Raw genomic sequence first — 13,738 nt, 5'->3', positions numbered from 1 at the left:
GCTTTTTTCATCTTGCCTCAAAATTATAATTTTAGCAGATTATATTTTTCTCACATTCTGTTATAATAGAAAGGAGGTGCTGTCATGAAAAAAATTGTATTTGTGTGTTTAGGAAATATTTGTCGGAGCCCCATGGCAGAGTTTGTCATGAAGGATTTGACCAACCAGTATGAGATTGAAAGTCGTGCTACATCTAACTGGGAGCACGGGAACCCTATTCACCAAGGGACTCAAAAGATTTTTCGCAGTCATGGCGTGCCCTATGATGCGTCTAAAACATCTCTTCAAATCAGTGACCAAGATTTTCATACCTTTGATCTGATCTTAGGAATGGATGAGAACAATGTGGCTGACCTCAAACGAATGGCACCGCCTGGAACAGAGCACAAGATTCATCTCTTTGCAGGAGAAAGTGTCCCAGATCCATGGTACACAGGAGATTTCGAAGAGACCTATCGCCGTGTCCTAGCTGGTTGTCAAGAGTGGTTGGATCGATTAGAAGATTAGTTTCGGACTGACTCCTTAAAGGACTAACCGGCTGAAGATAAAAAGAATGAACAGAATATGGAAAAAATAAAAGAATTATATGAGACCTATAAGGTCTATGTTACGAGAGAGAATATTGAACGCTTGTCCTTGGGGATCATTGTTCTGTCTGCTTTGTGGGTATTTCTTTCCTCCATTCCTTTCAGAGGTGTGCTGACCCTCGATAAGGGAGCTATTCGCTACGAAGGAAGTGTCGTCCGAGGCAAGATGAATGGCCAAGGGACGGTGACTTTTGAGAACGGGGACACCTACAAGGGCAATTTTGTCAATGGGACCTTTAGTGGTTATGGAACCTTTACAGCCAAGGCTGGCTGGAAATATGAAGGTGAATTTGTCAATGGCCAACCAGAAGGCCAGGGAACCTTGACGACAGAACAAAATGTCGTCTATAAGGGAACGTTTAAACAAGGAATTTATCAAAATGCGAATTAAATGGTTTTCATTGGTACGGATAACGGGACTTCTTCTCGTTCTTCTCTACCATTTCTTTCAAAAAGTTTTTCCTGGTGGATTTATTGGAGTCGACATCTTCTTTACTTTCTCAGGATTTTTGATTACGGCTCTTCTGATTGATGAGTTTGCCCGTCATCAAAAAATTGATCTCAAGGGCTTCCTTCGACGACGCTTCTACCGGATTGTCCCTCCTTTAGTCTTTATGGTCTTGCTGGTCATGCCTTTTACCTTCTTGGTCAGACGAGACTTTATAGCTGGGATTGGGACACAGATTGCAGCCGTCTTTGGATTTGTGACCAACTTCTATGAGATGTTAAGTGGCGGAAGTTACGAAAGTCAGTTCATCCCCCATCTTTTCATTCATACTTGGAGTTTGGCTCTTGAAGTTCATTACTATGTCCTCTGGGCGCTCTTGGCTTGGTTTTTGGGTAAAAAAGCTAAATCAGTTGGCCAATATAGAGGCTATATCTTCCTATCTTCGACAGGTCTCTTTTTGGTGACTTTCCTGACCTTCTTTGTCGGAGCGCTGGTCACCAAGAATTTGTCCAATGTCTACTTTTCTAGTATCGCTCACGTCTTTCCTTTCTTTGTGGGGAGTGCTTTAGCGACAGTGACAGGGATTACAACGACCAGCCCAAATCTTACTCAATTAGTGAAGAAGCTATCTCTACAGAAGACGTTAGCGATTTTAGCGGGTGCTTTTCTAGTTTTATTGGTCTTGACCTTTATCCTTCCCTTTGATAGTGTTTGGACCTATTTATTTGGCTTTTTAGTAGCAACTCTTGCTGCATCTGTGATGATTGTGATGACGCGTGTCCTTCATGAAAAGACACTGAATCAGAAAGAACCAGCAGTAATTACCTTTATAGCAGATACCAGTTATGGGGTTTATCTCTTCCACTGGCCATTTTACATCATCTTTTCTCAATTAATGACCAATGGCTGGGCTTCTCTACTAACAGCGCTTGTATCCTTTAGTCTTGCTGCCTTGAGTTTCTATATTATTGAACCAACCTTGGCTGGACGTGAACCGAAGATTTTTGGGATTTCGATGGATCTCAGAAGTTTCACGAAACCACTCTTTTACAGCGCGATTCCCTTGACCTTGCTCATGTTTGGAATTGCACTCTTTGCGCCACGCGTCGGAGCCTTTGATGAAAACCTGATTACCGAAGGTCTTCGTCAATCCGACAGCAAGATGCAGATCACGCGTGCCCAAGTTGACAATGCTTCAGCGACTTCCTACAATGTATCAGATGGCGTGACCATGATCGGGGATTCTGTAAACCTCCGGGCATCAGATTATCTGAAACAAGTTCTGCCAGATATCCAATTAGATGCTTTGGTGAGCCGCAATCTGGACTCAGGATTAAAAGTATATGAAACAGATATTGCCAATAGAGTCTTACTCAAGAACGTGGTGATTGCACTTGGAACTAACTCTTCTAATAATTATCAAGAATTGTTGGATAAGTTTGTTCAAGAATTACCAAAAGGACATCGCTTAATCTTTGTGACCCCATATGATGGGCGTGAAGCCAATGATAGCAATAGCGTTACCGTTCAGACTCGACAGTATCAGCTGGAATTGGCTAAAAAATATGACTATGTCTATGTAGCAGACTGGTACCAAGTGGCTGTCGATAATCCAGAGATTTGGGCTGGAACGGATAATGTCCATTTTGGTTTAGAATCAGATGGTTCCATCGATGTTGGAGGAAACCTGTATGCCAACGTCGTGAAAGAAGCAGTTGATCAAGCCAATCAGGGGCCGGTTAAACCGTAAAATTTACTATATGATTTAAGCAATTTTCACTTGAAGAAAATTGCTTTTTTTAGTAAAATTAAGAAAACGCTTACAAAAATTGCGTGAAAATATTTGTTTGTGAAATTGAAGTGCGTTCTCAAAAAATTCCTTCAATTTTTTCTTGAAAATACTCCTGTATAGAAGGAGAAGGAGGGTTCATGGAAAAAAGTTAAAAAAATATTTGTGAAACTATTTACAAATTTTCTAAAATAGAGTACAATAATATTGTGAAAAAATTAACAAATCGAAATTTCTTACACTATTCTTGAAAGTTTCTGAAAACAGGAAAAAGTTCCGGAAAAGGATAAGGGTTTCAAACATTGGAGGAAAGCATCAAATGGCTGATAAAAAAACTCTCTCACCTGAAGAAAAGAAACTCGCTGCTGAAAAACACGTAGACGAGTTGGTGCAAAAAGCACTTGTTGCGCTTGAAGAAATGCGCAAATTGGATCAGGAGCAAGTAGACTACATTGTGGCGAAAGCATCTGTAGCAGCTCTTGACGCACACGGTGAGCTCGCTCTTCATGCCTATGAAGAAACTGGTCGTGGAGTCTTTGAAGACAAGGCGACTAAGAACTTGTTCGCTTGTGAACACGTAGTAAATAACATGCGTCATACGAAAACAGTTGGTGTCATTTCAGAAGATGACGTCACTGGTTTGACCCTTATTGCGGAGCCAGTCGGAGTCGTTTGCGGGATCACTCCTACAACCAACCCAACTTCAACAGCAATCTTTAAAGCATTGATCTCCTTGAAGACACGGAACCCTATCGTCTTTGCCTTCCACCCATCCGCTCAAGAATCATCTGCTCATGCGGCACAAATCGTCCGCGATGCAGCGATTAAAGCAGGAGCTCCTGAAAACTGTGTACAATGGATCACGCAACCATCTATGGAAGCAACCAGTGCCCTTATGAACCACGAAGGGATTGCAACCATCCTTGCAACAGGTGGGAATGCCATGGTGAAGGCGGCCTACTCATGTGGGAAGCCAGCTCTTGGGGTAGGTGCAGGTAACGTTCCAGCTTATGTTGAAAAATCAGCTAACATCCGCCAAGCTGCTCACGATATCGTCATGTCTAAATCATTTGACAACGGTATGGTCTGTGCGTCTGAACAAGCGGTCATCATCGATAAAGAAATCTACGATGAGTTTGTTGAAGAATTCAAATCTTACCACACTTACTTTGTTAACAAAAAAGAAAAAGCCCTTCTTGAAGAGTTCTGCTTCGGCGTAAAAGCTAACAGCAAAAACTGTGCGGGTGCGAAGTTGAATGCGGACATCGTTGGGAAACCAGCAGCATGGATCGCTGAACAAGCTGGTTTCTCAGTCCCAGAAGGAACCAATATCCTTGCGGCAGAATGTAAAGAAGTTGGCGAAAAAGAACCGTTGACTCGTGAAAAATTGTCACCAGTCATCGCTGTTTTGAAATCTGAAAGCCGTGAAGACGGAATTAACAAAGCTCGCCAAATGGTTGAATTCAACGGTCTTGGTCACTCAGCAGCCATCCATACTGCTGATGAAGAATTGACCAAAGAATTTGGTAAAGCAGTTAAAGCCATTCGTGTGATCTGCAACTCTCCTTCGACTTTCGGTGGTATCGGAGATGTTTACAATGCCTTCTTGCCATCATTGACACTTGGATGTGGTTCTTACGGACGCAACTCTGTTGGGGACAACGTTAGTGCCATCAACCTCTTGAATATCAAAAAAGTCGGACGCCGGAGAAATAACATGCAATGGATGAAACTACCTTCAAAAACATACTTTGAACGTGATTCAATTGAATACCTACAAAAATGTCGTGACGTTGAACGTGTCATGATCGTTACAGACCACGCTATGGTAGAGCTTGGTTTCCTTGATCGCATCATCGAACAGCTTGACCTTCGTCGCAACAAGGTGGTTTACCAAATCTTTGCAGACGTAGAACCAGATCCAGATATTACAACCGTTGAACGTGGTACAGAGATCATGCGTGCCTTCAAACCAGATACCATCGTCGCTCTCGGTGGTGGATCTCCAATGGATGCGGCTAAAGTAATGTGGCTCTTCTACGAGCAACCAGAAGTGGACTTCCGTGACTTGGTTCAAAAATTCATGGATATCCGTAAACGTGCCTTCAAGTTCCCATTGCTTGGTAAGAAGACGAAATTCATTGCCATCCCAACAACATCTGGTACAGGATCTGAAGTAACACCATTTGCCGTTATCTCTGATAAAGCAAACAACCGTAAATACCCAATCGCTGACTACTCATTGACACCAACTGTGGCAATCGTAGACCCTGCTTTGGTATTGACAGTTCCAGGATCTGTTGCTGCAGATACTGGTATGGACGTATTGACTCACGCGACTGAAGCTTACGTATCACAAATGGCTAGCGACTACACTGATGGTCTTGCTCTTCAAGCCATCAAACTTGTCTTTGAAAACTTGGAAAGCTCAGTGAAGAATGCAGACTTCCACTCACGTGAGAAAATGCATAACGCTTCAACTATTGCTGGTATGGCCTTTGCGAATGCCTTCCTAGGTATTTCTCACTCAATGGCTCACAAGATTGGTGCGCAATTCCACACTATTCACGGACGGACCAATGCGATCTTGCTTCCATACGTTATCCGCTACAACGGTACACGCCCAGCTAAGACAGCAACATGGCCTAAGTACAACTACTACCGTGCAGATGAGAAGTATCAAGATATCGCTCGTATGCTTGGCCTTCCATGCTCTACACCAGAAGAAGCAGTTGAAGCTTACGCGAAAGCTGTTTACGAACTCGGTGAGCGCGTAGGAATCCAAATGAACTTTAAAGCACAAGGAATCGATGAAAAAGAATGGAAGAAACATTCTCGCGAATTGGCCTTCCTTGCTTACGAAGATCAATGTTCACCAGCTAACCCACGTCTTCCAATGGTAGACCATATGCAAGAAATCATCGAAGATGCATACTATGGTTACAAAGAACGTCCAGGACGTCGTAAATAAGACGCTACTGAACAAATAATGTTTATCAGCTATCCCTCGCTCAAAAGAGCGGGGGATTTTTCTTTATTTTAACGATAGAAATTGGTTTTTGTGATCTGAAAATTATCTTTTAAAAAAATCTAATAAATATGTTGCAAGCGCTTACCTTTGTATGTTATAATATTCACAAAGTAAAACTACAATAAAATGGTTTGATAAAACCAACAAAAAAGGAGTCGCTTATGAAAGCAGCAACATATGTATCCGCAGGAAATCTTCAGTTGATTGATCAACCAAAACCAGTCCTCAAGAAACCGACTGATGCAATTGTGCGTTTGGTAAAAACGACTATTTGTGGAACAGACCTCCATATTTTGGGTGGTGATGTTCCAGCCTGTAAAGAAGGAACCATCCTCGGTCACGAAGGAATTGGGATTGTCGAAGAAGTCGGTGATGCAGTCACGAACTTTAAGGTTGGAGATAAGGTTATCATCTCTTGTGTAACGGCTTGTAATACTTGCTACTACTGTAAACGTGGCTTGCCATCTCACTGTGAAGATGGAGGATGGATTCTTGGTCACCTAATTAACGGAACTCAAGCAGAGTATGTCCATATCCCTCACGCAGACGGCAGTATCTATCATGCACCTGCTTCTGTAGATGACGAAGCACTGGTTATGCTCTCTGATATTCTGCCTACTTCCTATGAAATTGGTGTTCTCCCTTCTCACGTGAAACCTGGAGACAACGTTTGTATCGTTGGTGCAGGGCCGATCGGTTTGGCAGCTCTCTTAACCGTACAGTTCTTCTCACCAGCTACCATTATCATGGTAGACTTGTCAGAATCTCGTCTCGAAGCTTCTAAGAAGTTTGGAGCTACTCATACCATCTGTTCAAGTGATATTGATGAAATCAAGGCCTTTATCAATGAAGTGACCGATGGTCGTGGTGTTGATATCTCTATGGAATGTGTGGGCTATCCAGCTACCTTCGATGTCTGCCAAAATATTATCTCGGTCGGCGGTCATATTGCCAACGTCGGAGTGCATGGGAAGCCAGTTAGCTTCAATCTTGATGACCTTTGGATCAAGAACATTACGCTCAATACTGGTTTGGTCAATGCCAATACAACTGAAATGCTTCTTAACGTCTTGAAATCTGGTAAGATTGATGCGACGAAGTTGGTGACCCACCACTTCAAATTGTCAGAGGCAGAGAAGGCATACGAAATCTTCAAACATGCTGGCGAAAACAATGCCTTGAAAGTCATTATTGATAACGACCTCAGCTAAGAAGTTGGATGGTTCCATCACCTAAATAAGGTAGAAAAATGAGAGTGGGACAGAAATCGGTAATTCGTTAGAATTCGATTTCGTCGTCCCACCTCCGCACAGTTGAGTAGGGCTGTAAAAGCTGATGAAATCAGCGTAGTAGAGCCCATTCAACCACTGCGTCTTGCTCGACAATCAAAAAATAATTGAGAGGCTAGGACTTTTGTTCCAGCCTCATTTTTTTTTTGCTTAAAAAGATCGTTTTAGCAATAGAACATCCCAGCTATAGAATGATAGCTGGGATGTTTGTACTGTTTAGTGAGATGATAAAGAAGTGTTACTATTTGCCTCGTTTGCGAGCGTATTCGTCAAAGGCGCCAGCGAAGGTTCCCATGAGTAGGGGAGTTGCGATTAGTCCAACAGTGATCCATACGGATCCACCATCTACATGGCTGAGTTCCTGCTCGGACAAGCTTCTAAAACGTGTTTCTTCGAGTTTCATGCTTGCTCCTTTCTAGTGCATGATGCCATTGATGATACTACGGCCAAAATCACGTCCGGAATTGTATAAAATATTCCATGTTTGAACGATGAATTTTGCCGAGTCAAAGACGGAGGCTCCTCCATCAATGGTCGCCAGTTCAGCTTCCGTTAGGCAAGTATAATGGATGCTTGTATCCATAAGTGTCCTCCTTAATGTAAGATCGTGTAGAGTAAATCAATTGCCTCGTTGAGAATGGTGAAAGTGACCATGAAGGCAATAGCAAATTTAGGAAAGTACCCTTCTACCTGTTTGGGTGCTTTTTTATCAAGAATGCAGTATCCTGTCAAAAGGATGAGGGTGATAAATACCAGACTCATAGGTCTCCTCCTTTACCATTTCCGTGTCATATTACTATGAAATGCATCGATCAGTTTTGTTGTCCCGATATAAGCAGAAGAAAAACCGTAAGCGAAAACTAACAGAAAAGGGAGTCCTCCACCATTAATATCACTTAATTCTTCATGCGTGAGATCTTTAAATTGTACTTGGTCTATCATTGCTTTTCTCCTTCAAATTAATTATTTAAATGCTCCCCAAATGGCAGTTCCGACAGCTGTTACACCACCAGCAATAGAGCCAGATAGATAGGGATGAGCAATGATCCAAGCGATCAATGGGATAGCTCCCCCATCGACTTGTGTCAATTATTCTTCTGTTAAGGGTGTGAATTTTTGTGTGAATTCTGTTGTCATTTAATTTTCCTCTTTCTTTCTTGTTTGTCGCCATCTAGCATCAACTGCTAGATAGATTGTAGCCACAATGGCTAAATTAATCTGTGGTTGAAATGCAATCAGGTGTGCATCATGTAAAACAGTTAATGCGATGATGATTGCAAAGATTATAGTGTGGATAGGCCATCTCATATTTTAATAATCCTAATTCTTATTGAGAAGCAAAGCTAGGGTAATTTTCCAATAGAGCTAGCTTGTATGGGTAGCCTTTTATTCATCTTGTGTCAGCTAAGCTGATTAGATGAAGCAAGGATAAGGTCAATAGCCAATGCTGTGTTTTTCTTACGTTTCAAGGTTTTAGTTTAAAACAACATCAATGAAAGCAAGATTAATAGAACAAAAGCTTTGGTATTCTTTTTCATGTTTGGTATTCCCTTTCCTTATTTATTTACGGAAGAAGTAATACAAAAACCATGGGATGATAATGGGAGTATAGTACATCTGAGGTCCTCCTTTCTTTTTGTTTGGTCACTTATACTATTCGTATAAAAATCTGGAAATGGAAAAAATTTCTTAAAAAATTTTAGAATGTTTGCATCTCTGAAACTAGTTTCAGAGGAATGGAAGAATAGTTTAAAATATGAAACTATTATCAAAATGGCTCCAGAATATTGTAAGCGCTTTAAAAATACTATATAATAACCTTACAAGTACTCGAGTTGACGTAATAAACGAAGGAGATGGAATGTATGTCCAAGATCACAAAAGAAGAATTAATTCAACAGATCAAAGACGGCATTATCGTTTCTTGTCAGGCGCTTCCTCATGAACCTCTCTACACAGAGGCAGGAGGTGTGATTCCTCTCTTGGTCAAAGCAGCTGAGCAAGGAGGGGCGGTTGGAATCCGGGCGAATAGTGTCCGTGATATCAAAGAGATCAAGGAAGTGACAAAGCTTCCGATTATCGGGATCATCAAGAGAGATTATCCTCCTGAAGAACCATTCATTACTGCTACCATGAAAGAAGTAGATGAATTGGCCGAATTAGATATCGCAGTGATTGCCCTGGATTGTACCAAACGTCCGCGTCATGACGGTCTATCGATTGTCGACTTTATCCAGCAAGTGAAGGAGAAATATCCTGATCAACTCTTGATGGCAGATATCAGCACCTTTGAAGAAGGCTTAACAGCTGTCGAAGCAGGGGTTGACTTTGTCGGAACAACCTTATCGGGCTACACAGATTACAGCCCGAAAGTAGACGGACCGGACATTGACTTGATTCGCCAACTTTGCCAAGCGGGTGTCGATGTAATTGCGGAGGGTAAGATCCACTATCCTGCACAAGCCAAAGAAATTCATGACCTGGGTGTCAGAGGGCTTGTGGTAGGGGGAGCTATTACGCGACCTAAAGAAATTACAGAACGCTTCGTTGCGGCTTTAAAATAGAAAAAAGAACAGTAAAAAGAGACAAGGAGGAAGCTAGGAAGAGAGAAATCATCCAGTAGAAATGAGAATATTTAATAATCACCGTCCTCAGTGAGGATATACTAAGTAAGAGAAATCTTACCGCAAACGTGAGGAGAAATCACATGAAAATGAAAAAAGTACTGTGCTCGTTGGTAGCTGGTGCAGCGGTGCTAGCACTTGCAGCTTGTGGATCTGGAGGAGGATCTAAGTCTGAATCTTCAAGCGATAACTCTGGTAAAACAGAAATCACTTGGTGGGCCTTCCCAGTCTTTACTCAAGAGAAAGCTGATGATGGTGTAGGAACCTACGAAAAATCAATTATCGAAGCCTTCGAAAAAGCCAATCCAGATATCAAAGTCAAACTAGAAACCATCGACTTCAAATCTGGTCCTGAAAAGATTACGACAGCTATCGAAGCTGGAACTGCTCCAGACGTGCTCTTTGACGCTCCAGGCCGGATTATTCAATACGGTAAAAATGGTAAATTGGCTGACTTGAACGACCTCTTTACAGAAGATTTTGTAAAAGATGTCAACAACGACAATATCATCCAAGCTAGTAAAGCTGGCGACACTGCCTACATGTACCCAATCAGTTCAGCACCATTCTACATGGCGATGAACAAGAAGATGTTGGAAGATGCAGGAGTTCTAGACCTTGTCAAAGAAGGCTGGACAACAGACGACTTTGAAAAAGTCTTGAAAGCTTTGAAAGACAAAGGTTACACACCAGGATCACTCTTCAGTAACGGTCAAGGTGGAGACCAAGGTACTCGTGCCTTTATCGCTAACCTTTACGGTGGTTCTGTAACAGATGAAAAAGTAACCAAGTATACAACAGATGATCCAAAATTTGTCAAAGGTTTAGAAAAAGCATCTAAATGGATTGAAGATGGTTTGATGATGAATGGTTCCCAATTCGACGGTGGAGCAGACATCCAAAACTTCGCTAACGGTCAAACTTCTTACACCATCTTGTGGGCACCTTCACAAAACGGTATCCAAGCTAAATTGTTGGATGCAAGTAAAGTTGAAGTAGTCGAAGTACCATTCCCATCTGATACAGGCAAACCAAAATTGGAATACCTTGTCAATGGTTTTGCAGTCTTCAACAACAAGGATGAAAAGAAAGTAGCAGCAGCTAAGAAATTTGTTCAATTCATCGCAGACGACAAAGAATGGGGTCCTAAGAACGTTGTTCGTACAGGTGCCTTCCCAGTTCGTAGTTCATTTGGTAAATTGTATGATGACAAACGGATGGAAACCATCAGTACTTGGACTCAATACTACTCACCATACTACAACACAATCGACGGCTTTGCAGAAATGCGTACACTTTGGTTCCCAATGTTGCAATCTGTTTCAAACGGGGATGAAAAAGCAGAACCAGCTTTGAAGACATTTACTGAAAAAGCAAACGAAACGATCAAGAAAAAATAGATCATCTATGAAACTCAAATGATCCTTTCATAGAAATAAGAAAGCATAGGCCCCCTCGATTTCTTATCTCCATGTGTAGATTGAAAGAGGGGGCCTTCGTGTTTTCGCTCTCCTAATTATCATATGTAGGAAAGGGCAGTGCCATCCATTCCACATAGGAATCAAGGGAAAAATAGAAAAAGAACATCAGGAGGTGCCTTATTGTGAAGGTAAACAAAATCCGAATGAGGGAGACGCTGGTTTCCTACGCATTCTTAGCACCCATTTTAATCTTCTTTATTGTCTTTGTATTAGCACCAATGATTATGGGGTTTGTCACTAGTTTCTTCAACTACTCGATGACCTCCTTCAAATTTGTTGGTCTTGAAAATTACTCCCGCATGTTTGCGGATAAGGTCTTTATCAAGTCCTTGATCAATACTGTCATCATCGTTATCGGATCCGTTCCAATCGTAGTATTGTTCTCCTTGTTTGTGGCTTCTCAGACCTATCATCAAAATGCCATTGCGCGTTCCTTCTATCGTTTCGTCTTCTTTCTTCCAGTTGTTACAGGGAGTGTAGCGGTAACGGTTGTGTGGAAATGGATCTATGATCCGCTATCAGGGATTTTGAACTTTGTATTGAAATCTGGACATGTCATCAACCAAAACATTTCTTGGTTGGGGGACAAACACTGGGCTTTGATGGCCATCATCATCATCTTGTTGACCACCTCTGTTGGTCAACCGATCATCCTCTACATCGCTGCTATGGGAAATATTGATAATTCTCTCGTAGAAGCAGCGCGTGTCGATGGTGCGACAGAACTGCAAGTTTTCTGGAAGATCAAATGGCCAAGCTTATTGCCAACAACCTTGTACATTGCGATCATTACGACCATTAACTCTTTCCAATGTTTCGCCCTGATCCAATTGTTGACATCCGGTGGTCCAAACTACTCAACGAGTACCCTCATGTACTACTTATATGAAAAAGCCTTTAAGCTCTCTGAATACGGTTATGCCAACACCATGGGTGTCTTCCTTGCGGTGATGATTGCTATTATCAGTTTTGCGCAATTCAAGATCCTCGGAAACGACGTAGAATACTAAAGAAAGGAGCCTCAGATGAAACCAACACAAAAGAAACCCATCACTGCCTTTACAGTGATTTCAACGATCATTTTGCTCCTTTTGACAGTCTTGTTCATTTTCCCATTCTATTGGATTTTGACAGGGGCCTTTAAGTCTCAGCCAGATACCATTATGATCCCACCTCAGTGGTGGCCAAAGACACCAACCATGGAAAATTTCCAACAGTTGATGGTACAAAACCCAGCCCTGCAATGGTTGTGGAATAGTGTCTTCATCTCCCTTGCAACCATGCTTTTGGTTTGTATGACGTCTTCCTTGGCCGGTTATGTCTTGGCTAAGAAACGCTTCTATGGGCAACGAATTCTCTTTGCTACCTTTATCGCAGCTATGGCCCTTCCAAAGCAAGTTGTCTTGGTTCCATTGGTACGGATTATCAACTTTATGGGAATCCACGATACCCTTGCAGCCGTTATCTTGCCACTGGTTGGATGGCCATTCGGGGTCTTCTTGATGAAGCAATTTAGTGAAAACATCCCAACAGAACTCTTAGAATCAGCTAAGATCGATGGTTGTGGAGAGTTACGGACTTTCTGGAGCGTTGCCTTCCCAATTGTCAAGCCGGGATTTGCAGCCCTTGCTATCTTTACCTTTATCAACACCTGGAACGACTACTTTATGCAATTGGTAATGCTGACCTCTCGTCAAAACCTGACTATTTCACTAGGGGTTGCGACCATGCAGGCTGAAATGGCCACCAACTATGGCTTGATCATGGCTGGAGCAGCTTTGGCTGCGGTGCCAATCGTTACGGTCTTCCTGGTCTTCCAAAAATCCTTCACTCAAGGGATTACCATGGGAGCGGTCAAGGGATAAGCCGTCTGCTTGGACAAACGATAGTAGTGTACAGATACTTTTTTCTAGGCTGAGAGGTGTAGGGCTCTTGCAGGTTCTACACTTCATCGGTGCCCTAGAAGGGGCTAGGGAAGAAATCACTTGTGTTCTTTTCTCGTCCTAAGAAGTGTCGAAAGGAAAAGTGTATGATATTAGATGATTTAAAAAACATCACCTTTTACAAAGGAATCCATCCCAATCTAGATCAGGCCATTGATTTTCTCTATGAGCATCGGAAGGATTCTTTTGAATTAGGGAGATACGACATTGATGGAGACAAGGTCTTTCTCGTCGTTCAAGAAAACACCCTCAATAAAGAAGAAAGCAATCGCTTTGAGCACCACAAAAGATATGCCGATTTGCATCTTTTGGTAGAAGGACATGAGTTTTCGAGTTATGGATCTCGTGTGACAGGTGAGGCGCTCGCCTTTGATGAAGCATCGGACATCGGTTTTGTCCATTGCCAGGAGTCTTATCCACTTCATCTGGGGTATCATAATTTTGCGATTTTCTTCCCAGGGGAACCTCATCAGCCTAATGGTTATGCGGGTCAAGAAGAAGTCGTTCGAAAACAGTTAGTGAAAATTTTAATCGATTAAGAGAGTC

General features: G+C 42.1%; 15 protein-coding genes. 10 read left to right on the top strand and 5 right to left on the bottom strand.

Annotated features, from left to right (window positions below; translation table 11 throughout):
* Positions 1–84 precede the first annotated feature (84 nt).
* The 5 genes from ABT997_RS06150 to ABT997_RS06130 all read left to right on the top strand — a co-directional run bounded on the left by ABT997_RS06150 (position 85) and on the right by ABT997_RS06130 (position 7,066).
* Complete coding sequence (locus ABT997_RS06150) at positions 85–507, top strand: low molecular weight protein-tyrosine-phosphatase (RefSeq protein ID WP_061564578.1); 423 nt, start codon at positions 85–87, stop codon at positions 505–507.
* A 57-nt stretch (positions 508–564) separates the two neighbouring features.
* A complete protein-coding gene (locus tag ABT997_RS06145; protein WP_195348269.1) occupies positions 565–978 on the top strand; it encodes an MORN repeat-containing protein in 414 nt (137 codons plus the stop codon).
* Complete coding sequence (locus tag ABT997_RS06140; protein WP_350018960.1) at positions 968–2,785, top strand: acyltransferase family protein; 1,818 nt, start codon at positions 968–970, stop codon at positions 2,783–2,785. The genes ABT997_RS06145 and ABT997_RS06140 overlap by 11 nt, the downstream gene beginning before the upstream one ends.
* 358 nt (positions 2,786–3,143) lie before the next feature.
* Positions 3,144–5,795 (top strand): bifunctional acetaldehyde-CoA/alcohol dehydrogenase, encoded by a 2,652-nt coding sequence (gene adhE, locus ABT997_RS06135; protein WP_350018959.1) that lies wholly within the window; start codon positions 3,144–3,146, stop codon positions 5,793–5,795.
* Between the two features lie 221 nt (positions 5,796–6,016).
* A complete protein-coding gene (locus ABT997_RS06130; RefSeq protein WP_154854679.1) occupies positions 6,017–7,066 on the top strand; it encodes a zinc-dependent alcohol dehydrogenase family protein in 1,050 nt (349 codons plus the stop codon).
* A gap of 319 nt (positions 7,067–7,385) precedes the next feature.
* On the opposite strand, the gene ABT997_RS06125 is transcribed toward ABT997_RS06130, so the two are convergent.
* Genes ABT997_RS06125 through ABT997_RS06105 form a run of 5 tightly spaced genes read right to left on the bottom strand, consistent with a single transcriptional unit; the run spans position 7,386 to position 8,233 of the window.
* Complete coding sequence (locus ABT997_RS06125; RefSeq protein WP_006595272.1) at positions 7,386–7,547, bottom strand: hypothetical protein; 162 nt, start codon at positions 7,545–7,547, stop codon at positions 7,386–7,388.
* 12 nt (positions 7,548–7,559) lie between these two features.
* A complete protein-coding gene (locus ABT997_RS06120) occupies positions 7,560–7,727 on the bottom strand; it encodes a hypothetical protein (RefSeq protein WP_023024913.1) in 168 nt (55 codons plus the stop codon).
* Positions 7,728–7,738: 11 nt separating this feature from the next.
* Entirely contained in the window at positions 7,739–7,906 is a 168-nt protein-coding gene (locus ABT997_RS06115; protein WP_006595270.1) for a hypothetical protein, read from the bottom strand.
* A gap of 12 nt (positions 7,907–7,918) precedes the next feature.
* Positions 7,919–8,086 (bottom strand): class IIb bacteriocin, lactobin A/cerein 7B family, encoded by a 168-nt coding sequence (locus ABT997_RS06110; RefSeq protein WP_006595269.1) that lies wholly within the window; start codon positions 8,084–8,086, stop codon positions 7,919–7,921.
* 21 nt (positions 8,087–8,107) lie between these two features.
* Positions 8,108–8,233, bottom strand: coding sequence for a bacteriocin (locus ABT997_RS06105; RefSeq protein ID WP_350018958.1), 126 nt, complete (start codon positions 8,231–8,233; stop codon positions 8,108–8,110).
* 776 nt (positions 8,234–9,009) lie between these two features.
* On the opposite strand from ABT997_RS06105, the gene ABT997_RS06100 reads away from it, so the two are divergent.
* From ABT997_RS06100 to ABT997_RS06080, 5 genes are all read left to right on the top strand, one after another.
* Entirely contained in the window at positions 9,010–9,708 is a 699-nt protein-coding gene (locus ABT997_RS06100; RefSeq protein WP_048717101.1) for an N-acetylmannosamine-6-phosphate 2-epimerase, read from the top strand.
* 143 nt (positions 9,709–9,851) lie between these two features.
* Positions 9,852–11,168 carry an extracellular solute-binding protein gene (locus ABT997_RS06095; protein ID WP_048717102.1) on the top strand — a complete coding sequence of 439 codons (1,317 nt, stop codon included), beginning with the start codon at positions 9,852–9,854 and terminating at the stop codon, positions 11,166–11,168.
* A gap of 203 nt (positions 11,169–11,371) precedes the next feature.
* Complete coding sequence (locus ABT997_RS06090) at positions 11,372–12,259, top strand: carbohydrate ABC transporter permease (protein ID WP_048717104.1); 888 nt, start codon at positions 11,372–11,374, stop codon at positions 12,257–12,259.
* A gap of 15 nt (positions 12,260–12,274) precedes the next feature.
* The gene (locus ABT997_RS06085; protein WP_048717106.1) at positions 12,275–13,114 is read left to right on the top strand and encodes a carbohydrate ABC transporter permease; all 840 of its coding nucleotides are present in this window, start codon (positions 12,275–12,277) and stop codon (positions 13,112–13,114) included.
* A 164-nt stretch (positions 13,115–13,278) separates the two neighbouring features.
* Positions 13,279–13,731, top strand: a complete 453-nt coding sequence (locus ABT997_RS06080; RefSeq protein WP_154854688.1) for a NanQ anomerase/TabA/YiaL family protein — start codon at positions 13,279–13,281, stop codon at positions 13,729–13,731.
* Positions 13,732–13,738: the final 7 nt, after the last annotated feature.

Source organism: Streptococcus australis (genome assembly GCF_040226615.1).
GTDB lineage: Bacteria > Bacillota > Bacilli > Lactobacillales > Streptococcaceae > Streptococcus > Streptococcus australis_E.
The sequence above is the reverse complement of the archived record's forward strand: the minus strand, read 5'-3'. Positions and strand labels throughout refer to the sequence as shown.

Bases quoted from the DNA above. Each gene is read 5' to 3' on its own strand.
- ABT997_RS06100 (WP_048717101.1), top strand. From the start codon at position 9,010: ATGTCCAAGATCACAAAAGAAGAATTAATTCAACAGATCAAAGACGGC.
- ABT997_RS06150 (WP_061564578.1), top strand. From the start codon at position 85: ATGAAAAAAATTGTATTTGTGTGTTTAGGAAATATTTGTCGGAGCCCC.
- ABT997_RS06085 (WP_048717106.1), top strand. From the start codon at position 12,275: ATGAAACCAACACAAAAGAAACCCATCACTGCCTTTACAGTGATTTCA.
- adhE (WP_350018959.1), top strand. From the start codon at position 3,144: ATGGCTGATAAAAAAACTCTCTCACCTGAAGAAAAGAAACTCGCTGCT.
- ABT997_RS06080 (WP_154854688.1), top strand. From the start codon at position 13,279: ATGATATTAGATGATTTAAAAAACATCACCTTTTACAAAGGAATCCAT.
- ABT997_RS06110 (WP_006595269.1), bottom strand. From the start codon at position 8,086: ATGATAGACCAAGTACAATTTAAAGATCTCACGCATGAAGAATTAAGT.
- ABT997_RS06130 (WP_154854679.1), top strand. From the start codon at position 6,017: ATGAAAGCAGCAACATATGTATCCGCAGGAAATCTTCAGTTGATTGAT.
- ABT997_RS06120 (WP_023024913.1), bottom strand. From the start codon at position 7,727: ATGGATACAAGCATCCATTATACTTGCCTAACGGAAGCTGAACTGGCG.
- ABT997_RS06095 (WP_048717102.1), top strand. From the start codon at position 9,852: ATGAAAATGAAAAAAGTACTGTGCTCGTTGGTAGCTGGTGCAGCGGTG.
- ABT997_RS06140 (WP_350018960.1), top strand. From the start codon at position 968: ATGCGAATTAAATGGTTTTCATTGGTACGGATAACGGGACTTCTTCTC.
- ABT997_RS06115 (WP_006595270.1), bottom strand. From the start codon at position 7,906: ATGAGTCTGGTATTTATCACCCTCATCCTTTTGACAGGATACTGCATT.
- ABT997_RS06145 (WP_195348269.1), top strand. From the start codon at position 565: ATGGAAAAAATAAAAGAATTATATGAGACCTATAAGGTCTATGTTACG.
- ABT997_RS06125 (WP_006595272.1), bottom strand. From the start codon at position 7,547: ATGAAACTCGAAGAAACACGTTTTAGAAGCTTGTCCGAGCAGGAACTC.